Here is a 19470-nt window from a genome sequence, read left to right on the forward strand (position 1 = left end):
GCAAAAGCCCATGAGGGATTGCACGAGACAACTTGTGGAACTGTATAACTGGCCGTCAGAACTCTACGCGTGAGGGACTTCCAGCTCCATATGGATGCTGAAAAGCCAATTGGGGTTGTACAAGTAATGCTAACCGAAAGCTTGTTCATCAGGATCTGTGGAACGTCGCTCTAGCCACGATCCGTCTCTCCGAGAGATTCCATCAAGGCTTGGAACCTCAAGCCGATCCGATACAACCATGTACTCGACTCCGACATGTTGTGTCGCCGCGGTATGAGAGATCGAAAACTGTGCGATACGCTGATCGGGGTAGAGCTTCTCGACGCGCGGGTCTACATCATAAGTAAGTAGCCAGTAGCGAAGTTGGTTTCCCGTAATCGTTTTCGCCAGCCGCAAATGATCTGCCCAGGACAAGGTATTCATGTACAGCTCATCGCCCTGTCCGAGATAAGGAGGGTCAATGTACGAGAACGAGGTACCTTTTTTATCCTTTAGAGATGACATGAGCTGGATTCCATCTTCTGAGAGAATCTCTACTCGGTGTCTGTAAGCACCTAGATTCTCGATCCGATCGATCAAGTCATCTTTGTTAAACCGTGCATCGATCTTCCAATTACCAGTTTGCTCTAGTCCTCCGATTGGCCTGGCGCCCAATATGCCAGATCTATTAGTTCGGTTTAGGAAAAACGCCGCGAACGCCAGGTCTATGCCTTCGGCTGAGTCGGATCTGTAGATTTCTCGTTGTCGATGCCATTCCTCCATGGTCACCTCGCAGGACTTAATTCTGTCCACTAGCTCTGCTGTATTGAAGAATACAGATCGCCAAAATTGCGAGATTCCTCGGTTTAGATCATTTAGAACGATGCGGTCAACGACCTCAAGGTGCAGGAGCGCGACTGCCGCCCCTGCACCTCCAGCGAATGGTTCTATGTATGTTGTTGGACGTGGTCGTTGAACCCGGATGAGCCGCGCAAGAAACTCCGTCATCTTGCCCTTGCCGCCCGGGTACCGAAGAGGACTCACGTATTGCATCAGGTCTTTGCCTGTCCAATCGCCGAGTCGAGTTCCTTCAGGAAGTCGACGTACTTGTCCGCGATTGAACGTAGCTCCACCGCGGTAGGGAAGTAGTTGGGGTTGTGGAGGAAGGCGTTGAGAGTACTTCCACCAATGATGCTGTCAGGCGCACCGACCTGGTTGCGGATATCCTTGTATCTCTTATCTTTCCCTGATGGATCTAGATAAGTAATACACGTCTGCACCTTCTGGCGCAGTTCATCCCTAGGCGGCGGAGTCCACCCGCAGTCGACAATGGCCTGCGAGACTACGAATTCGATCACCATCCTGGTGAGTGCAGCCGCGCTATTCCTGAAGGTGTCCGCGTCAAGTTTCTGAGCCTCGCGGAGTATGTCTCGGGTGCGCGGGCCACAGTTCCGGAGTCTCAGAGCATAAAATAGCTTCTTTGACCGAGCCCGCTCACGCTCGGTCCTTTTACTATCAGGTTTCTGTTTGGGAGAAGTTTCTTCATCGCCTTCGGCGGTGGCCGTAGCACCGCCGTCGTCATCACTGCCGTCGCCGGCCTTGCCACCACCTGCGCTGTCAGCCTCATTGCTGCCTGAACCCGCACCCGCGGAATCTCCAGCCGTTGATCCCTCTTTGGCAGCTTCTTCGTCTGATCTATCTGTTGACGACTTCGGGTCCTCGGAAGCAGCAGTGTCATCGGTCGAGGGGGAGTCAACAGACTCACCGAGCCTCTCGGCGAGTGTCCGGACGTATTCTTTTCTCTGGTCCTTGAGCTTAAGGGCGGATACTGTCAGGTCTCCCGCGAGATCGAGCAGTACCTGATTGAGACGTACGAGTACTGCGCTATCGCTCTGGGTCAAGTGCATGTCATGGCCAACAAGGTCGAATCCGCAGTACGCACGGAACTCGGGATCTCCGACTAGGCGGCCGAAGGTAGTGATCTTGCTGTCGAAGATATTCTCAGCCAGCTGAAAGAGCGTTTCATTGGCTCCAGCCTCAGCTTTCTCGAACACCCAGTCGAGAACTGCAAGGGCCTTGTATTCCTGAGTCCCCGCTGCCGCGAATGCACGCGTGCGCTGGCCTGTGCTCCATCGAACCGTTCCAGCACCGTCGAGTTCGCCGCCGTGCCGTACCTCTAGCCAGGGCATTGCCTCTTCCCTGGAGTCCACGACTTTTACCCTAAGGACTGTAGGCAAAGAGGCCCTTTTGGCCAGCTCCGTGAAGAGATTCCGATAGCGCGGAAGCGGGCAGATCGCGGGCTTCAGCAATAGCTTGAGGGCTGCCACTCTACGGTTTCCTTCGAGTACGGTGTACTCGGTTCCCTGCCGGAGAACCACCAGTCCGTCGATGGGACTGAGGCCATTCTCAATGATGTGGACGGCGAGGTTGTAGAGCTTGATTGGCTGGTGACCAAGGAGCGCACGGATGGCCTCCTCCTGGCTTGCCACTTCACGGTGGCGCGGGTTCTTGACGTCAAGGAGGAGACTTGAGATGGGGAGATCTTCGTCGGTCACCATGTCAGCTAGGATGCCACCGCATACGCGGAGCCACAAACGGAATTCTCTCGTGTAGGCAGCTGATTACATATTGTTATATGGGATCCCGGGGTGCTCCTGACGGTGCAACCCTATTACTCCCTCCATGTGCCATTTGTGTGACTTGTGTCCCAAGGCAGTGACAGCTTGTCCTTGGGGCGATCACGTGCAACTCTCCGGCGATTGTGATCATGACATGCCATCTGGTCGCTTGCAAGGTGAGCGCGGCAAAGGTCGCGTTCTGCTGGGTGTCCACCGCAGAGCGGTGGCCTCAGGGTGTCCACCGATCCGATGCACTCCATGGACCGGACACGTTGAGGGCGCAGAGACGCAGCCGCGCACTGCCGAATTGTTCTTGTGAGTATCAAGCGGCGGCGCGGCGCGCCGCCGTACCCCCGGCCCTCCGCCCGCCCGCCGTCCGGGCGTGCGGCCTGGGGGCCGGTCCCGGACGGCGGCGGGACACCGGGCCGGGCACCGCACGCCGTCCCCGCCGTACCAACCGAACGCCCCGACCGGGGTTGCCGCGCCGCCGCACAGGTGCCGCCCTACGATCGCCACTGCATGGCTGGACGCCGTACGTGCTTGGGGGCAATCGACGATCCAGGGTTCGTTCCTCACCCTGGCTCACCGAGGAACGTGGTTGACCACCCCTGCCTTGTACCGCCTGGAACGGAGCCTTTGGCTGGGGCGCTCAGGTTCCGGGATTGTCACGCAGGTTCGAGGTGGTCGGCGAGGCGGCGGAGCGTGATCGCGAAGTTGCCGCGTATCCGGGGAAGGACAGGCTGGCGCGAGCGCTGCGGGATCATGCGTAGCCGTGCGGCCTCGGCTCGCTGCTCAGCCAGGTCCGCACGAACGAGCTCTTCATACAGGTGATGCATGGAAGGCTCCTCAGGGGTCCTGGGGGAAGGCGTGGTAGAAGAGGAAGACCGGGCGGGTGTCCGGCGGAGTCGCGCTCGATTCGACGCGCGACCTGGTCAGCTCGCGCCACGGCTCCAGCACGGCATTGAGCTGGTCGCGGAGCTGCGCGAGCTCGTCGCTGGTGAGCCGTAGGTGGCGGCTGCTTCCGAAGGCCACGTTCTGCCAGTCCTCGGGAAACGTCCTATGAGTGCGTTCCCAGTCGCGCAGCCGCTCGAACTGGTCGATCACCCACTGTGAAGTCCACGCCCGCACCACGGCTCTTTCTTCCGGGGTTTCCAGGCCCGTCACTGCCAACCCGCCCATGGCCGCCCGCACCCAGCGTTCCCGGCTGTCGCGAGCGAGCTCCGGCACTTCCTCGATCAAGGCATGTTCCTGCATCTGCCGCAGGTGATAGCTGACCTGGCCGGGGTCGGCATCCATCCGTCTGGCGAGCTCGCTCACCGTGACCGGGCCGATCTGGAAGAGGAGGTTAAAGAGCTTCATCCGAAACGGGCTGGTCATGACCTTGAGCACGTCCAGGTCATCAATCTGTCGCATGGCCACGACGGTAAGACCAGCGGGTGAGAATGCTCAAGACGTCTACTGGATCTTGAAATCACGCGTCGGTGGCGTCGAGTGGTGGCATGAAGGGATGATCGTGCCTGCCGCTGCCTCGCGGGACATGCGCGGGATGATCTTCTCGGGTCGCGGGCAAGCGAGAGTCGTACCCGAAGGTCAGGGGCCTGATGCAGTCAGGAACGTCGACCCGCTGTAAAACCGTCGGCTCAGCCTACGCAAGTTCGAACCTTGCACCTGCCACCAGCAGTAGCTGCAGGTCAGAGGCCCTTCGGGGCCTCTTCTGCGTTTCAGGGGTACGCAGCCGGATGCCGCCGTGAGCGGCCCGTTGTCGCAGGTCCCGGAACATGCCCGGAATGGATCACGGGACGTTCCCCCTGGTAGGGGGCCTTGATCCGTAATCTCTGCGGATCGCGTGCTCGTGGGAACGCATTGGGAACGCCGAAGGGTCCCGGTGGCGTTCCGGGACCCTTCGGAGTGGTGTTGAGTGATCATGCGGCGAGTGCGTCCTCAATCCGCCTGTTGGCGATCTCCTGTTGGCCGTCCAGGCACTTGGCGTAGACCCTGAGGAGCACATCCACGCCATGTCCGGCCCGTTCGGCTACGTCGGGGGCTGGTACGCCCGCGTTGAGCCAGAGGGAGACGGTGGCGTGTCTCAGGTCGTACGGTCTGCGGGCCAGGGGAGAGGCGACCTGGGCGGGGGTGAGCGCCAGGGCTCGGGCGTCCTGCCAGACCTCGGTGTACGCGGTCGAGGCCACGACCTTGCCGCGTTCGCTGTGGAACAGCCGGTCATCCGGGGCGACGCCGAACTCTTCGATGTGTTGCCGAAGGATCTTGACCAGCTTGGGTGGGATGGGGACCGGGCGGACGTCGTCGTGGCCCCGGTGCTTGAGGCCGCGTTCCTCGTGGGCGTCACCTGTGTCGGTCCATTGGACGTTGACTTCGGGACGAGAGACGTCGACGAGGATGCGGCCCCAGCCAGTTGCCGGAAGATGGCAATCCTGCTTCCTGAGAGCGACGGTCTCGCCAGGACGTAGGGCGGCGTAGTACATGCAGGCGAACATGGCTTGGAGCCGAGGCCCGCGACCTCGCCCGCCTACGGGGGCCACTGCGGTCAGCAGTGCTTCAGCCTGGCGTGGATTCACCACGACCCGCGGATCCACCGTCTCCGTGGTCTTCGGAGGCTTCCACTTGACCTTGTGCACGGGGTTGGCGGGCAGTTCCTCCAGCTCCACCGCGTACTCCAGGACGGCACGAAGAACGGCGCGCGCTTGCGGCGGATGGTGTTGGCGCTCGCTGCTTTGCCGTCTAGGCGGAGCGCGAGGGCATCGAGCGCCAGGCGTACCGTCTTGGTCTCGTTCAGGTCGGTCAGGTCGAGCGAGGCACCTTCCAGCCACCACAGCGACTGTTTTCTCTCCAGCGGCACATCTGGGCGCTTGGCCTCAGGCAGGAGGGCGTACATGCGCAGAGCCGTGCGCAAGGTCTCGCGTCCGGGCGGCCGGGACGGTCCTTCGTGAGGGCGGGCAGGACCGTGGCGAGGCCATCGGAGATGCTGTCGCGAGTCTTGGCCGCCGCGTGCGGCCTGGGGGCCGGTCCCAGACGGCGGCGGGACACCGGGCCGGGCACCGCACGCCGGTCCCGCCGTAGCAACCGAGCGCTCCGACCGGGATTGCCACGCCGCCGCACAGATGCAGCCCTACGATCGCCACTGCATGGCCGGTCGCCGTAGATTGCTGGGGGCGATCGAAGGTCCAGGGTTCGTTCCTCACCCTGGACCACCGGGCCAACGTGGCTGATCGCTCTGCAAGAAGGCGTCCGAACTGCCGGAGAAGTAGCGCTCGGTGAGGGCCCGTACTGGCAACGCCGATAGGGTGCCCACCTCATCCAACAGGCAGAGCTCGAAGGAGTTGCCGGGACATGCTGCATGACCTATGGACGGTGGTAGACGAATCCGATCGAGCGCAGTGGGACTATGCGCCACTTGAACGTGTCGGCCCTCTGCGCTTCGGTATGAGCCTGCAGGAAGCGGTCGTCGTGATGGAGGCTCGCGGATACACATCCGAGGTTTCCCCAGTCGGCGAGGTCGGCCCCTTCGAGCAGTTGTGTACGCGATTCCGCGCCGTGGGCGCTCCCACGTACCGAGAGGACACCGTGGGGTACTACGTCGGGCCTATGGGATTGACCTGCATTACTGTCGACGCCTTGTCCGGACCCCAGGTCTCGTTCGATGGGATCCGGCTGGTAGGTCGGCCGCCTTCAGAGCTCTCAGCTGATCTCAGCGCCTACCTGGAGAAGACCGGCAGGGAAGTAAGGTTCACCCCGGAAGGGGACGTCGGCTCAGAAGAGCTGGGGATATACCCGCGTGCGCAGCGAGCCGGCGACGTTCTGCTCACCCGGCTGGTCTTTGGCAGGCCCAACGACTGGGCCAACACCATGTTCGACTGCATTCCGGCCGACGAGTGGCGCATCCACTGACCCGCTCGTGTGGGACGACCGCTCACCGCGCTCCATCTCATGATCCGGAATATGCCCGGAATGATCTTTGAGGCACGTGGCATTGGATACCACCCCACCGCAGGTGGGTGGGCAAGTGGAACCGGAACGCGTGACGCCCTGTGAAACCGTCGGCTCAGCCTACGCATGTTCGAACCTTGCACTTGCCACACCAGCGGGAAGAGGCCCGTCACCTGCGGAAACGCGGTGACGGGCCTCTCGCGTTGTGTCCGGCTGTCCACGGGTGACACCGGCGCTCTACGGTTGATCGTTCCCTATGCGTTCCCTATCGATCATGGTTGGTGGACCGCAGCGGATGTGATGTGTCTGCGGTGACACTGGCTCCAGCAACGCATGCGTCTACCGTCAGAAGGAGCGTCACAGAGCCCTCAGGAAAGGACTCAAATACCTTGGGACGGCAATGCGGCTACTCCGACAGCACTCTCGCCGCCCTCTAAGCGCTGGCGCGGGGCACGTGCTACTGGACCGACCTCCGTGTGATCAACCATCGTCGACACCGAACTGGCCAAGCTCGACGCCACCGGCTACCGGCCACTACGTTTCTACGAACGCGTCGTGACCCCGTCCTCGTGATGACCTGAGCACGGCGGCCAGAAGCACGCTCTCGCTCGTGGGCACACCGCGGTGGAGCTGGGCGACTCCACGCCAACATCCTGAAACGGTCCCGAAACCCAAAAGGACGGAACCAAAATCATCACCGTTGTCGGTTTCCCAAGCCGTCTGCACGGATGCGCGAAGTGGTCTGCACGAAACTCCGCTGAAGCCGAACTCGAAGGCCAGGACGGTGAAACCGCAGTGTTCGGCGAGGAAGCGCAGGATGCGCCGGCGCAGGTGCGAGAACTCGGTGATGAAGTGGGAGTTCTCCCCGACGGGGACCACGCGGGCGTCGCCGACGAACTCGCGCAGCGGCTTCAGGTCGTCGAGTGGTGCCTCGGGGTCGAGGTGGGTGAGCGGGACGGCGTGGCCGCGAAGCCAGCCGGCGAACGGGTCGAGGCGGGACGGCATGCTGATGGACCGATTCTGTCGTGCGGGGAACTGGGTGGATCAGGGGTGCGGGCGCGGTGATCCAGAAGATCCGCGAACGCCTCCAGCCTGGCCGCGGCCAGGCCCGGCGACAACGGCGGGTCCGGTAGCGTGCCTTAACTTCTCGCTCAACGTCGGCGGGCCGGCCAGGTCATCCTCGGCACGACCTCTCCGGCACACCTGGAGGAGAACCTCGCCGCGCACCCCCTCAAGCTGACCGACGACCAGTTCTCCCGGCTGGGCCGGTAACCCGACGGGAGACGCCGACCGGCAGCCCACCTTGTGAGGTAAAAGGGCTCAGCGGGTGCCTGGCCTGGATCCATTCACTGCAGCACAGCTACACCAAGGTTCAAAGCCGCAAACCGCCCAGAATTCGGGAAGTTCGACTTGCCCGATTATGACTCTTGACATGCTTTTTTTCGTGTCATTTGATCAACTCGAACATGCCAACCAGCGCAATGGAGGAATGAAGCATCATCATGAAGCCCAAGGGCTTAGCCTTGGCGGGCGCCGCCCTACTGGCCGTTACGGCAGGAATCGCGGCACCCGCGTCAGCGACTTCCCCGGAGCCGGAAAGCACACACAACAAGCAATCATCGAGTACCTCAACACCCACCCCGCGGAAAACAAGCCGGCTCCGCACACCGCGAGTCCGTCGGACGACCCCGGCGTGAAATCCTCGACACCCATAGCCAATGGGTGCTGGCTGTTCGTCACGGCACCGTACAAAGCGGCTTCGACGATATTCTCGGACGCACGCTCGGAGTGCCCGAGCAGCGTGCCGGAGATCTATGTCGAGGCGAACATGTACAGGTCGCGCAGGTACGGCTGGGAGTGGCTCGACGGCGATTCCGAGCGGCAGTACTGGCAGTCCGTGGTTACGGTGGACATGGCGTCCTACTGCGGTGGACAGGGCATATATGACTACGCCGTCTGGGCGTACGGCGAAAGCCACTCGGACCAGGTGTACACCGCCAGCGACAACACCCAGACCAATGGGATCAACTGTTGAGTGAAGTAGTGCTCTCCGGGTGGCGTTTCGCGTTCGAGGTGTCACCCGATGGTTCTGTGCGCATCGCGCATGGTCCGGCCGCACGGCCGGATCGCACGAGGACGAGAACTCTTGATGCGGCCGGTCAAGTGCGGGCGCGTACCCTCACAATGCTGGGGAATCGGCAGCACGCCAGCAGGATCGGCCCGTTCCGGCGGAGGCGGGTGGCTTTCGCGTGGGGACTCAGCCGAGATGAGGTCCGTGTCAGGGCTGTCAGGTGGTGGGGCGGCACCGAGCTGATCCCCGTCCACAGACTCGGCGATCAGGTCTGGGTAGTAGAGGCAGTGGGACGTTTTCGCTATCTGACGGTGAAAGTTGGAGACCTGCCCGAGGTGAGAGTCAAGCAACATTCCTGGCCTGTTTGGCGAAAGTCCTGACCCGATGAACACGCGCGGTTCGAGCAGGCGGCCGGGAAGACTGTCCACGGTGCTCGCGTCAGCGGCCCTCACATCGGCGGGAATGGTCACCGTCGCGTCCTGTGCAGGTGACGGCCAAGCGCTGAAGGGTTATTCGATAAGCTTCGATCTGGAAACCCTTGGCAGCATGGGAGGCGGCCGTTCGGCTCCGGGTGCGCCTCAATCCGCTCGGATCGAGATCAGAGTTGTCACCGATCCGGTCACCGGTCTCATAACAAGGCTCCACAGCCGGGCAAAGCCTTCAACCGGGGCCGCCGGAACGCCCGCCGGTGGACTCGAGATATTCTGGGCGGCACCGGCTCGGGAAAGGACCGAGTTCCACGAGAGCGCATGCGAGCTGAAAAAGGGCCGCGTTCCCGCGAACCCCACGTTCGACGACGTGTTACTCGATTCCGTCGGCCCGCTTCATCCCGACAGGCACGATAGGGGTTTCACCCGTCAGGGAGACGGCCTCTTCGTCCGGGAGAAAGACGGCTTCCGCTACGAATTGAAACTGTCCGGAGCCGGCCGCACCTATACCCACTTCTACATCGGAGTGGGAGCGGGCAGGGCACGGCGCGCAGCAGCAGGCGTTCCTCGTCCATGACGCGGGCGGTGATGCCGTTCAGGCGCACGGTGACACGTCGGGCCGGCCAGATGGGCGCCGATGCACAGGGCGCGGTTGGCCAGGCTGATGGTGCCGATGGAGCTGACCTGCCGGTCGACCTCGACGGCGCTGGCCTCGATCGGCGGTTCGGCAACGGGTTGATCCGGTGCCGGGCGGGCTTGCCTGGAGGCGAGCAGCGCGGCCAGGTCCTTGACGGTCAGCCGGGAGGCCACGCACTTGAGCCGGCCACCGCCGGTGGACAACTTGCAGGACTGCCGAGTTGCCGAGTCGTTCTCTAGGTATCAAGACGGCGGCGTGGCGCGCCGCCGTACCCCGGCCCTCCGCCCGCCCGCCCGCCGTCCGGGCGTGCGGGCTGGGGGCCGGTCCCGGACGGTGGCGGGACACCGGGCCGGCCACCGCAGACCTGCTGCGCCGTACTAACCGAACGCACCGACCCGGGTCGCCGCACGGATACAGCCCCTACGATCGCCACGTGTGGGCTGGCCTCCGTTGCTGGTTGGGGGCGATCGACTATCCGGTGCTTCGTTCCTCAGCACCGAATCACCGGATAAGCGGCCGCCTGCCCGTACTTCCTCACGCATGCCCGCGTCCATACTGTGCATGAGAGGCCACCTCCGCTCCTGCAGATGAGTGGAATCGTGGTCTTGGTGACGATCTTGTGTGTCGTCTGGAAAGTGGCATCATCTGTGCATGAGCTACGACCTTGCGGTCTGGGAGGGCGAGCGCCCGTCCAGTGATCAAGAAGCTGGGGAGACGCATAGTGCCCTGTACGAGCAGTACATCGACACCGATGTTGAAATCCCGCCGACTCCCTTGATCGCGAAGTTCGTTGAGCAGCTCTTGCAGCGCTGGCCGGATCTGGACGACGTAGACGAGGATGACGACGAGTACGAAGACATCCCCTGGTCCACATCTCCACTGATTGGAGAGGCGGCAGGGCCGTACATCTACTTTCCTATGGGGTACCACCGGGCAGAGGAAGCCTCGGCGTACGCGGTCCAGGTCGCGGCCCAACTGGGGCTGAACTGCTATGACCCTCAGGAGGATCGGCTTCGAACGTGATGCTGCGGCTCAGAGCTGTCTTCAGAGCCCGCCCTGCCGCATGATCAGCGTGCCATTAAGGGCGGCAACGAAGGGTCAACCACGGTCACTCACGACCGGTCTCAGCCGCAGGTCACGACCCCTACGAGCCAAGATCCCTGCAATTCCCAAGCGGACAGCGCAGGTCCGATTCTGTCATCCACCCCGCCCCCAGGTATCGGAGGGTTATTCTCCCCTATCGACGGGCGTTCCTCCGTCGGCGGTACATGGATTTCATCCACGACAGCCGTTCCGCACGCGCCTGTTCCTCGTCGCAGCATGCGCACCGAATATCTACCTCTATCCGGTCAAGGGCCTCTATCCCGTGTTGGGCGACCAGGAGCTTCACCGTGTCGCCATACAAGCGTGCCAATCTGTGGCGCCGTCTTCCGTACCGGGTGAAGTACTGCTCAGAGGCGGTTGCAGTCTCAGTGGTCAAGGACACGAGCACTCCTCTGGGTAGGGCGGCCAGTGAGAATGTGGATAGGTGCCGGCTGGGTCTCTAGCAACAGCTCACGATGACGTGCAATATGCGTGCAACGATCATGTCGCTGACTGCGTCGTGAGCCTACTGCACACCAGGTCAGAGACGACTTCGTCGCTGGAAGGGTCACGAGCTGTAAAACCCTCGGCTCAGCCTACGTAAGTTCGAACCTTGCACCTGCCACACCAGCGGGAAGAGGCCCGTCACCAGCGGAATCGCGGTGACGGGCCTCTCTCGTTGTGTACGACTGTCCATGGCCGTCAACGGTGCTCTACGGGTGCTCGCGTCGTATGCGCGTCGGCGTTCAGTCGGCCTCACGTAGGCTTCAGCGCCTCGGGGATGAGCTTCCGGGCGAAGTCGTCTTGCCCGACGATGCACTTCGCGTAGACCCGTAGGAGCACGTTGACGCTATGCCTTGCCCACTCGGCGACCTGAGGGGCCGGAACCCCGGCGTTGAGCCACGTTGAGACGCCGGCGTGCCATAGGTCGTATGGCCGGGCTGCGAGGGGTGAGGCGGCCTCAGCCCTGCTCAGCGCTCCTTTACGAGCTTTCTGCCAGACACGGCCATAGACGCTTTCCGAGAGCGGGCCGCCGCGCTCTCCTACGAGTAGATGACCGTCTGGGCTTACGCCACACGTCGCGAGGTGAGCGCGAAGGATGGTCACCAAGGGTGGCGGGATCGGCACCGGTCGGACCGCCGTACGTGCACGGTGCTTGAGCTCTCACGACTCCCGGCGCTTTCCGTTCCACGACCAGTCGGCTCCGACGGCCGGCGCCGAATTGCCGAGACAGAACCATCGCCACTCGTCGCCGCTTTCGACGTCCGGCAGGTCGATCTCGTCGGTTGTGAGCTCCGCGGCTTCCGCCGGGCGTAGTGCGGAGTAGTACATGACTGCGAAGCTTGGCCGCTCTCCGACGCCCCGGCGAGACGCTGCGCATCGAGCCGGGCCGGTCCATCTCTGTCTATTGCGGGCGGTACGTCACGCTAGTCATGGACGTGAAGCGCGTCCACGGGGAGCTGTTCGCCGTGGTGGCCGGTGGAACCCACCACATCAGGACCCCGGCGACCAAGGGGCACAGCCAGCCCGTGGTCATTGACGAGCGGGGGGAGCCGGCCACGATAGTCGGCCAGCTCTGCACACCGAAGGACACCATGGCGCGGCACGTGCCGGTGAGCCTGAAGACGGGCGATGTGGTGGAGTTCCTCATGGCCGGTGCCTACGCATGGAACATCTCACACCACGACTTCCTGATGCACCCGAAGCCGGGCTTCCACTACGTCGGCGGTTGAGCGGAGGTGTCCGGGGGTGCCGCTATGGGGTTGGTCAAGCCGCGTGGAGCGTGGGTGGTTGGTAGGGGGTGTTGGTGTGGAGCATGGCGCACAGGACGTCGCGGCTGACGGCGATACGGCACCGGGTCCGGTGGATGGCGATCGCCGGCTCGGCGATCGCCGACCGCGCCGCCGGGGGGGTCGGCTTCGACATCGCCGGTGCCGAGGCGGGCTACCCGCCCACCCGGCACCTGGACGCCTTCGAGTGCCTGCAATCGCCTGATGAGCGGCGCCTCGATGACCCGCGAACTCGCCCTGCTCGCCGACGCCTTCGGCTACGGCCTGCCCGACTTCCGCTGGTTCGCCATCAACGCGATGAAGTCCGCCTTCATCCCCTTCGACGAACGCCTGCCCATCATCGGCGACGTCATCAAGTCCTGGTACGCCGACCAGCGGAAAGCCTGAGCGTCAGCGGCCCGGGTGTACGTACTGGTTGTATCGGGCCGCGCTGTGGTCGCAATACGTGCTGCACACCTGCACGTAGACCTTCGATATGGACTTGGTGCCGGTGCGGGTGATGTTTCCGAAGTTGGTGCCGTCGTCGCCGCAGCCGTTGGTGTCCGACTTCCAGGCGCCGTACCCGTAGGTTCCGTCGGTGTGTTCCCACCAAACCCGGCCCTCTATCGGAAGGTTGTCGCCGGGACAGAGGTCGCGCACCGTGAAGTTCCGAAAGACGACCTTCGTCCGGCTGACGAAGTCGACGGTCGCCCGGACGGACCCACCACCGTAGTCGCGGCCCTCCGCGCTCTCGAAGGGGTCCACGCGGGCGGAGGACACTCCGTCGGCCGCCTGCGCCGGACTTGCCACCAGCAGCCCGCTCAACGCTGCGATGCCCAGCACGGCGCCCAGCATGCGTGTCTTCAACAGTCCTCCAGCAAGAGATGTCTCGGTTGGTTCGGTTGGCCTTGGGGCGTGCACTTCAGCGCTTCCGCGTGGCCGGCGGGGGGAGATGTGCGAGGTATCGCCTCGTGGCGGATCGCGACGAAGAGTGGCGATCGATGGTGCGGGGGCCCTGTCTGAGCGTCAGGTCTGGAAGGTGAACGTCCCGCGCAGGACGGTGTCTCGCCCGCTCCAGTAGCTCTCGTAATCGGCCCGGTAGGTGACGTTGTCGAAGGCGGGGAGCACCGCGCAGGTGGCGTCGGGGTGGCGGATGTTGTCGTCTCTGATGACGATGGGCTTGCCGATCACACCCGGGCGGGTCAGGGTCACCTCCACCCAGGCCGTCCCTGTGGCGTCATCGGCCCGGACGCACAGCTCGTTGGCAGGGTCGGCGTAGCGGACGATCCCGTCGCCGACATCCCGTTGAAAACTCGCCGCCAAGGCCGGTTGCGCGAGAATGACGCTCGCCACCGCGACAGCGACCCCGACGGTGACCGTTTTGAGCGGGTTCATCGTTCTTCCTTCTCTCGGACGAAGATCAGCCCGCCGGAGCGCCTGGTGCCAGGGTGGAATACGGCCTCTGACGAGGCTTCTGACATGAGCGATCCCGGCGGCCCGAGGTTCACCGGAGTGATCGTTGCACCCGTCGGCAGCAGCGTGGAATACGACCGGAATACGCCTGGTCACCCGGCATCGAGAGATGACTTCGGGCGGAACCCCTTTGCCGGGGGGCGCCTGCCTTCGCAGTGATGCTGAAGGAGTTGGGGGGTGACGATGATCAGCGGCCAGATGCGCCGGCAACCCAGCTGATCGTCAGAATGCGTCAACGGGTGGGGCACCTCCAGCGCGATCGCACTGCTCAAAAGGTGAGCTGAGACGTCTCGTCCGTCGTATGCGCGTCGCCATGACAGGTCGGCAAGCCGTGCAAGAGGAATCTCCAGCAGGTCAAGCCCTACTAGATGGCTCGGTCGACAGTGCTCTGTAAAACCGTCGGCTCAGCCTGCGCAAGTTCGAACCTTGCACCTGCCACGCCAGGAGGAATGGCCTCTGACCAGCTAGGACGCGGTCGGGGGCCATTCTTCGTTACTGCCCATGATTCCCCATGACTCCCCTCGCGTCCTGTCGCGTAGGGCACGCGTAGGGCACGTGATCGCCTTCGCGTCCTCCTGGTTGTCCGGAGCCATTGCCGTCAGACCCGCGGCCCTGGACGCTGTCCCTGACGTCTTCGGCTTCTACCCGGAGTGCCCGCGAGGCCACTGGGTCGCAGCTGAGGGCAACTGCGTTGACGGGATCCGGTCCGTTACGCGACTACGCGAAGGACACGAGTATCGGGAATGAGTCGCGGAATAACGCCCGCGCGCTCCCGCGCGAGACACTGACCCGGCCGTCCACCCGCACGAGGCTCTGCTCGGCATCCTCGCCCTGCTGCACGGTGCTTCCAGCAGCGAGGTCGGCCACCTGCGGCTAGATGACATCGATCCGGCCGGCCGCACCATCCGCCTCGGGCAACGCCCCCACCCGGTGCCCCTGGACCCGATCAGTTGGACCATCGTGCAGCGGTGCATGGCTCACCGCGAGACCCAACGCACCAGCAACTCCTATCTGATCGTCACCAAAGGCACAGAAGCGGGCCGGAACCCGGCCTCCGTCGCCTATGTCAGCCACGTCCTGGACCCGGCCGGCATCTCACCGCGGATGCTGCGCTCCACCCGTCTGATCGACCTGGTCAACACCATGGATCCCAAACTCGTCGCCGCAGCCTTCGGGATGAACCCTGAAGGCGTCATGACTGGGCTGACCCACGTCGGCGGGCCGTCGCGGGCACAGCCTGGCGCTTTGGCGGCTGCGGGTGCCGCGCGACCGTGGTGGTCGCCTCGCCCGCGAACACTTTTCCGGCGGTCGGCGAAGGAGGTGTGACAGAAGGGCAGGATCGATGGAACCAAGGACCGAGAGGTGAGCGTGACGATGCCGGTTCAGGCCGTCGAGGACGCCGCGCTCATCCGGCGTTCGTGGCGGGAGCCGGAGCAGTTCGCCGCCGTGTTCGACCGCCACTACGACGGCATCCACGCCTACGCCGACCGGCGGCTGGGCCGGAGCCTGGCCGACGACGTCGCGGCGGAGACCTTCCTGATCGCGTTCGACAAGCGCGAGCAGTACGACGTGAGCCGGGCCGACGCGCGGCCGTGGTTGTTCGGGATCGCCTCCAACCTCATCGCCCGCCATCATCGGGCCGAGGTGCGCCAGTACCGGGCGCTGGCCAGGACCGGCGCCGAGGAGCCGGGCGAGGATCACGCCGACCGTGTGGCGTCCTCGCTGGACGCCGTCGCGCACCGCAACCGGCTGGCGGCAGCGCTGGCCGGGCTTTCCGGTGCCGACCGTGACGTGCTCCTGCTCGTCGCTTGGGCCGAGCTCACATCGGAGGAGGCCGGCCGGGCGCTCGGCATTCCGGCCGGTACGGCCCGCTCGCGGCTGCATCGTGCCCGCAAGAGGATCCAGGCGGTCCTGGGGAGGATCGATGATGAACGATCTTGAGACGCTGCGTGAGGCGTGGGGGCAGCCGGAACCACCGGTGGCCGAGGTACGGCACGCGGCACGGATGGCCTTGCTGGAGCGCGCGAGCGGGGGCCCTGCGGCTTCGGCTTCAGCTTCGGGCTCGACTTCGACTTCGGCTCCGGCTTCGCTGGGGGAGGTCCGGGGTCCCGCGGGCTTGTTGAGCCGGGCGGCCGTCGACCGGCGCCTGATTCCGGGGCGTGTCGCACGGCGCAGGTGGGCTGTACGGGCGCTCGCCGTGGCCGCGGTGGCCGTGGTCGCGACGGCGGGCCTGACGGCGGTCCAGCTCCACGACGGACCGACCCCGGCGGCACACGCGCAGGTGGTCCTGGCCAGGGCGGCCGATGCGGCACAGGCGAGGTCCTTCGGGGAGCCGCGCCCGGATCAGTGGATCTACACCGAGACCCGCACCTGGTTCCACAAGGCCCGCGACGGCGACACAGTGACCGCGCGGACGCCGCTGGAGAGTGAGGCGGAGGCCGCCTGGCGACGCGCCGACGGCGAGCTGGTAGCCCGAGACCGCGACGGCATGCTTGAGATCCGCAACTTGGGCGGGAACACGCCCAAGGACTACGCCACGATCGCCGCCCTGCCCACCGATCCCGAGGCGCTGCTGGCGTTGTTCCGGAAGAGCACGGCCCGTCGTGAGGCGGTGGTGGAGCGGATCCGCGAGAGGTTCGCCGGTAACGAGGCGGCCCCGGATCCGGTCAGTGGTGATGTGTTCACGTTCGGGCTGCTCAGTACCCTGCTCTCCGACAACGTGGTGCCGCCCGAGGTCGAGGCCACGGTCTTCCGCGCCATGGCGCTCCTGCCGGGGGTCACGGTGAACGAGGCGGCGACGGACCCCGAGGGGCGTCCGGCGCTGGCGGTCAGCCTGGAGGCGCGCGAATGGCTGCGGTCGGAGCTGTTCCTGGACCCGGAGACCTTCGCCTACCGCGCCGTCAGGGAGACCGCCGTCCGCGACCACACGCTCCACAACGGGTTCTTCGTGTGGCGCGGCGGCGAATCCCCCAGCCCCAGCCCGACGGGCGGCTGGGTGATCGAGGCGGGCGCCGTCTACCGCCAATCCACCCGGACCGCCATCGCCGTGGTGGACGAACCCGGGCAACGCCCTTAGGCGGGGGCCCGCCAGCCGGGCTGGCCGGCGGGCCGGTGGGATGCATGCGGTGCGGGGCATCTCCAGTGAGGCGCCGCGCTGAGGGCGGACACCTGACTAGCTCATCCAGCCACCGCAGGAACGCCGCCTCCGCCTTCCCGCCGCCAAGTCAGTCGATCACGTAGCAGCTCTCACCGGCGACGAAGCTAGGGACGAGCCTGCAAGGGTGACTGTGAGTGCGACATCGCAGGTCAGATGCCTTGTGCAGCCATCAACGGGCCCACGCCCTGTAGAACCGTCGGCTCTGCCTACGCAAGTTCGAAGCTTGTGCCTGCCGCACACAGTCTGCGCAGCTCAGAGGCCCTATCGGGCCTCTGCTGCGTCTCGGGGTCAGGCAGCCGTAGGCGGTGCTCAGCCTTCAGAACACACGACTGGCCCTGGAGCTGATTTGGGTCCGTTGGCCCTGTAAATCCGTGGGCTCAGCCTGCGACGGGTCCAACCCATCACCTCCCATCAGCAGGGAAACGCCTCCTGATCAGAGGAGACGCTGCCAGGTCGGTTTGTGTTGTGTCCGGCTCCTGCCTACGGCCGGCACCGTACCGGGCCCCCACGGCTGTCACAGGCGCAGCCCGAGGGGGGCCGCTCCGACGAGGCCGCCGTCGATGACGAGGTCCTGACCGGTGATGTACGACGCGTCGTCCGAGGCCAGGAAGGCGACGGCGGCGGCGACATCGTCCGGGTGGCCGAGCGAGCCGAGCGGCACCTCCGCCGTGATGCGGGTCTCCGCGTCGGGGTCGATGGCGGACCGGTACATTTCGGTCTCGATGTAGCCGGGGCTGACGGAGTTGACGCGGATGCCACGCGGTGCGAGGTCGGTGCCGAGGGTGCGGGCGAGATTGTGCACGGCCGCCTTGCTCGCGGCGTAGATCGAGGCCACCGGGAGGCCGCGGTGCAGGGTCCAGGAGGCGTTGATGACGACGGCGCCTCCTTCTCCCATCAGCGGCAGCGCCTTCTGGATCGTGAAGAACACGCCCTTGAAGTTGATCCCGACGGTGTGGTCGAAGTCTTTCGGGGTGAACTCCGGTCGGAAGTCCGCGATTCCGGCATTGGCGAAGACCGCGTCGAGGGTGCCGCGCCAGGTTTCGATGCGTCGCACGAGGAGATCGAGGTCGGCGTCAACGCTGACGTCCGCGCGGACGGGCAGGACCCGCTGGGAGCCCTGGGAGCCCTCGGAGCCCTGGGAGCCCTCGGTGCCCTGCGAGCCCAGGCGTTCTGCCGCGGTGTCGAGGCGGGCCTGGTCGCGGCCGGTGATGACGACGTACGCGCCCTCGTCGAGGAGCCGGCGCGCGGTCGCGAAGCCGATGCCGCTGGTGCCGCCGGTGATCAGAACTGTTCTGTTCGTGAATCGCTTCATGCCGACAATCGTCGAACGGTGCGCGCCTACGCGGCAGTGTTGGCTGAACCTGGGTCTGACACCACCACCAAGCGCCGCAGCAGGGCCTCCGTTCCCGTGCCGGGTGCGGGGGTGTGCAGCGACAGGCGGTGGCCGGGCAGCTCCGGCAGCGGCAGGGTGGTGGCCTCGAAGGTCAGCGTTCCCAGGCCGGGAATCTCCAGGGCCTTGGTGCCGTGGGTGGGGCCGCCCACGGGGAGTTCCGCCCAGATCTCGGCGAAGGCGGAGCTCGCGGCGCACATGTCGGCGGCCAGGCGGCCGAACTCGGGATCGTCCGGGTAACGGGCGGCGTCCGCCCGGAACAGGCCGATCATCGCTCGCGCCGCGTCGTGCCAGTCCACGACCGCCGCGCGGTAGCGGGCGTTGGTGAAGAAGCTGACCAGGCAGTTGCGGTCGTACTCGTTGCACTGGAACACGATCTCCGCCGCGCGGTTCGCGGCGAGGACGTTCCAGTGCCGGTCGATGACGTACGCGGGCCGCGGCAGCCAGCCCTCCAGCAGCCGCCGCACGGCATCGGGGACCCGGCCTTCGGACGGCGCCGCCTGCGGCGGGTTGAGGCCGGCGAGGAGGTACAGGTGCTCGCGCTCGGCGGGCTCCAGGCGCAGCACCCTGGCGATCGCGTCCAGGACGTCGGCGGAGACGTTGATGTCGCGTCCCTGCTCGAGCCAGGTGTACCAGGACACTCCCAGGCCGGCGAGCACCGCCACCTCCTCCCGCCGCAGCCCGGGCGTACGGCGGCCCTCGCCTGCCGGCATGCCCACGTCGGCGGGCGTCACCCGGGCTCGCCGCGACCGGAGGAACGCGCGCATCTCGGAACTGCGCCGCTGCCGTGCGTCTGTGGGAAGCCGCGAAATGTCCATTAGATCATGCTATGTCGTGATTAACGGACCTCGCTTGTCCGGAGTGCCCACGCGTGTCGCCGCCCCTGAGGAACTGCTGACCGGCCCGGGCCCGGTCAGCCG

21 protein-coding genes are annotated in these 19470 nt (G+C 65.0%); 9 read left to right on the forward strand and 12 right to left on the reverse strand.

Annotated elements, in window-relative coordinates; translation table 11 throughout:
- Positions 1-129: 129 nt before the first annotated feature.
- The 5 genes from ACBJ59_RS35945 to ACBJ59_RS35965 form a co-directional block, all read right to left on the reverse strand.
- Entirely contained in the window at positions 130-1032 is a 903-nt protein-coding gene (locus ACBJ59_RS35945) for a DNA adenine methylase (protein ID WP_375114633.1), read from the reverse strand.
- Complete coding sequence (locus ACBJ59_RS35950; protein ID WP_375114634.1) at positions 1032-2537, reverse strand: hypothetical protein; 1506 nt, start codon at positions 2535-2537, stop codon at positions 1032-1034. The genes ACBJ59_RS35945 and ACBJ59_RS35950 overlap by 1 nt, the downstream gene beginning before the upstream one ends.
- A gap of 725 nt (positions 2538-3262) precedes the next feature.
- The gene (locus ACBJ59_RS35955) at positions 3263-3433 is read right to left on the reverse strand and encodes a hypothetical protein (protein ID WP_375114635.1); all 171 of its coding nucleotides are present in this window, start codon (positions 3431-3433) and stop codon (positions 3263-3265) included.
- Between the two features lie 10 nt (positions 3434-3443).
- Entirely contained in the window at positions 3444-4010 is a 567-nt protein-coding gene (locus ACBJ59_RS35960; protein WP_375114868.1) for an ArsR/SmtB family transcription factor, read from the reverse strand.
- A 509-nt stretch (positions 4011-4519) separates the two neighbouring features.
- The gene (locus ACBJ59_RS35965) at positions 4520-5263 is read right to left on the reverse strand and encodes a tyrosine-type recombinase/integrase (protein ID WP_375114636.1); all 744 of its coding nucleotides are present in this window, start codon (positions 5261-5263) and stop codon (positions 4520-4522) included.
- Between the two features lie 682 nt (positions 5264-5945).
- Between ACBJ59_RS35965 and ACBJ59_RS35970 the strand changes: the two genes are divergently transcribed.
- A complete protein-coding gene (locus tag ACBJ59_RS35970) occupies positions 5946-6503 on the forward strand; it encodes a hypothetical protein (protein ID WP_375114637.1) in 558 nt (185 codons plus the stop codon).
- 573 nt (positions 6504-7076) lie between these two features.
- On the opposite strand, the gene ACBJ59_RS35975 is transcribed toward ACBJ59_RS35970, so the two are convergent.
- Complete coding sequence (locus ACBJ59_RS35975; RefSeq protein WP_375114638.1) at positions 7077-7547, reverse strand: hypothetical protein; 471 nt, start codon at positions 7545-7547, stop codon at positions 7077-7079.
- A 427-nt stretch (positions 7548-7974) separates the two neighbouring features.
- Here ACBJ59_RS35975 and ACBJ59_RS35980 point away from each other — a divergent pair, with 427 nt between their 5' ends.
- From ACBJ59_RS35980 to ACBJ59_RS35990, 3 genes are all read left to right on the forward strand, one after another.
- The gene (locus ACBJ59_RS35980; protein WP_375114639.1) at positions 7975-8577 is read left to right on the forward strand and encodes a hypothetical protein; all 603 of its coding nucleotides are present in this window, start codon (positions 7975-7977) and stop codon (positions 8575-8577) included.
- Positions 8578-9075: 498 nt separating this feature from the next.
- A complete protein-coding gene (locus tag ACBJ59_RS35985; RefSeq protein WP_375114640.1) occupies positions 9076-9618 on the forward strand; it encodes a hypothetical protein in 543 nt (180 codons plus the stop codon).
- Positions 9619-10329: 711 nt separating this feature from the next.
- On the forward strand, positions 10330-10701 hold the full coding sequence (locus tag ACBJ59_RS35990) for a hypothetical protein (protein WP_375114641.1): 372 nt from the start codon (positions 10330-10332) through the stop codon (positions 10699-10701).
- A 1224-nt stretch (positions 10702-11925) separates the two neighbouring features.
- Here the strand turns inward: ACBJ59_RS35990 and ACBJ59_RS35995 are convergent.
- On the reverse strand, positions 11926-12093 hold the full coding sequence (locus tag ACBJ59_RS35995) for a hypothetical protein (RefSeq protein WP_375114642.1): 168 nt from the start codon (positions 12091-12093) through the stop codon (positions 11926-11928).
- An 11-nt stretch (positions 12094-12104) separates the two neighbouring features.
- Here ACBJ59_RS35995 and ACBJ59_RS36000 point away from each other — a divergent pair, with 11 nt between their 5' ends.
- Positions 12105-12494 (forward strand): hypothetical protein, encoded by a 390-nt coding sequence (locus ACBJ59_RS36000; protein ID WP_375114643.1) that lies wholly within the window; start codon positions 12105-12107, stop codon positions 12492-12494.
- A gap of 34 nt (positions 12495-12528) precedes the next feature.
- Here ACBJ59_RS36000 and ACBJ59_RS36005 read toward each other — a convergent pair whose 3' ends face one another.
- Positions 12529-12687 (reverse strand): hypothetical protein, encoded by a 159-nt coding sequence (locus tag ACBJ59_RS36005; protein ID WP_375114644.1) that lies wholly within the window; start codon positions 12685-12687, stop codon positions 12529-12531.
- A gap of 68 nt (positions 12688-12755) precedes the next feature.
- Here ACBJ59_RS36005 and ACBJ59_RS36010 point away from each other — a divergent pair, with 68 nt between their 5' ends.
- Positions 12756-12938 carry a hypothetical protein gene (locus ACBJ59_RS36010; protein WP_375114645.1) on the forward strand — a complete coding sequence of 61 codons (183 nt, stop codon included), beginning with the start codon at positions 12756-12758 and terminating at the stop codon, positions 12936-12938.
- A gap of 3 nt (positions 12939-12941) precedes the next feature.
- Here ACBJ59_RS36010 and ACBJ59_RS36015 read toward each other — a convergent pair whose 3' ends face one another.
- Both ACBJ59_RS36015 and ACBJ59_RS36020 read right to left on the reverse strand, forming a co-directional pair.
- Positions 12942-13397: a hypothetical protein gene (locus tag ACBJ59_RS36015; RefSeq protein WP_375114646.1), complete on the reverse strand. Its 456-nt coding sequence runs from the start codon at positions 13395-13397 to the stop codon at positions 12942-12944.
- Between the two features lie 159 nt (positions 13398-13556).
- On the reverse strand, positions 13557-13925 hold the full coding sequence (locus ACBJ59_RS36020; protein WP_375114647.1) for a hypothetical protein: 369 nt from the start codon (positions 13923-13925) through the stop codon (positions 13557-13559).
- 1050 nt (positions 13926-14975) lie between these two features.
- Here ACBJ59_RS36020 and ACBJ59_RS36025 point away from each other — a divergent pair.
- The 3 genes from ACBJ59_RS36025 to ACBJ59_RS36035 all read left to right on the forward strand — a co-directional run bounded on the left by ACBJ59_RS36025 (position 14976) and on the right by ACBJ59_RS36035 (position 17079).
- Entirely contained in the window at positions 14976-15329 is a 354-nt protein-coding gene (locus ACBJ59_RS36025; protein WP_375114648.1) for a hypothetical protein, read from the forward strand.
- Between the two features lie 36 nt (positions 15330-15365).
- Positions 15366-15944: an RNA polymerase sigma factor gene (locus tag ACBJ59_RS36030; RefSeq protein WP_375114649.1), complete on the forward strand. Its 579-nt coding sequence runs from the start codon at positions 15366-15368 to the stop codon at positions 15942-15944.
- A gap of 64 nt (positions 15945-16008) precedes the next feature.
- Positions 16009-17079, forward strand: a complete 1071-nt coding sequence (locus ACBJ59_RS36035; protein WP_375114869.1) for a CU044_5270 family protein — start codon at positions 16009-16011, stop codon at positions 17077-17079.
- 595 nt (positions 17080-17674) lie between these two features.
- Here the strand turns inward: ACBJ59_RS36035 and ACBJ59_RS36040 are convergent.
- Together ACBJ59_RS36040 and ACBJ59_RS36045 are read right to left on the reverse strand one after the other, a co-directional pair.
- Positions 17675-18472, reverse strand: coding sequence for an SDR family NAD(P)-dependent oxidoreductase (locus tag ACBJ59_RS36040; protein WP_375114650.1), 798 nt, complete (start codon positions 18470-18472; stop codon positions 17675-17677).
- Positions 18473-18498: 26 nt separating this feature from the next.
- Complete coding sequence (locus tag ACBJ59_RS36045; RefSeq protein WP_375114651.1) at positions 18499-19317, reverse strand: helix-turn-helix transcriptional regulator; 819 nt, start codon at positions 19315-19317, stop codon at positions 18499-18501.
- Positions 19318-19470: the final 153 nt, after the last annotated feature.

Source organism: Nonomuraea sp. MTCD27, from assembly GCF_041950495.1.
In the GTDB taxonomy this organism is placed as follows: Bacteria; Actinomycetota; Actinomycetes; order Streptosporangiales; family Streptosporangiaceae; genus Nonomuraea.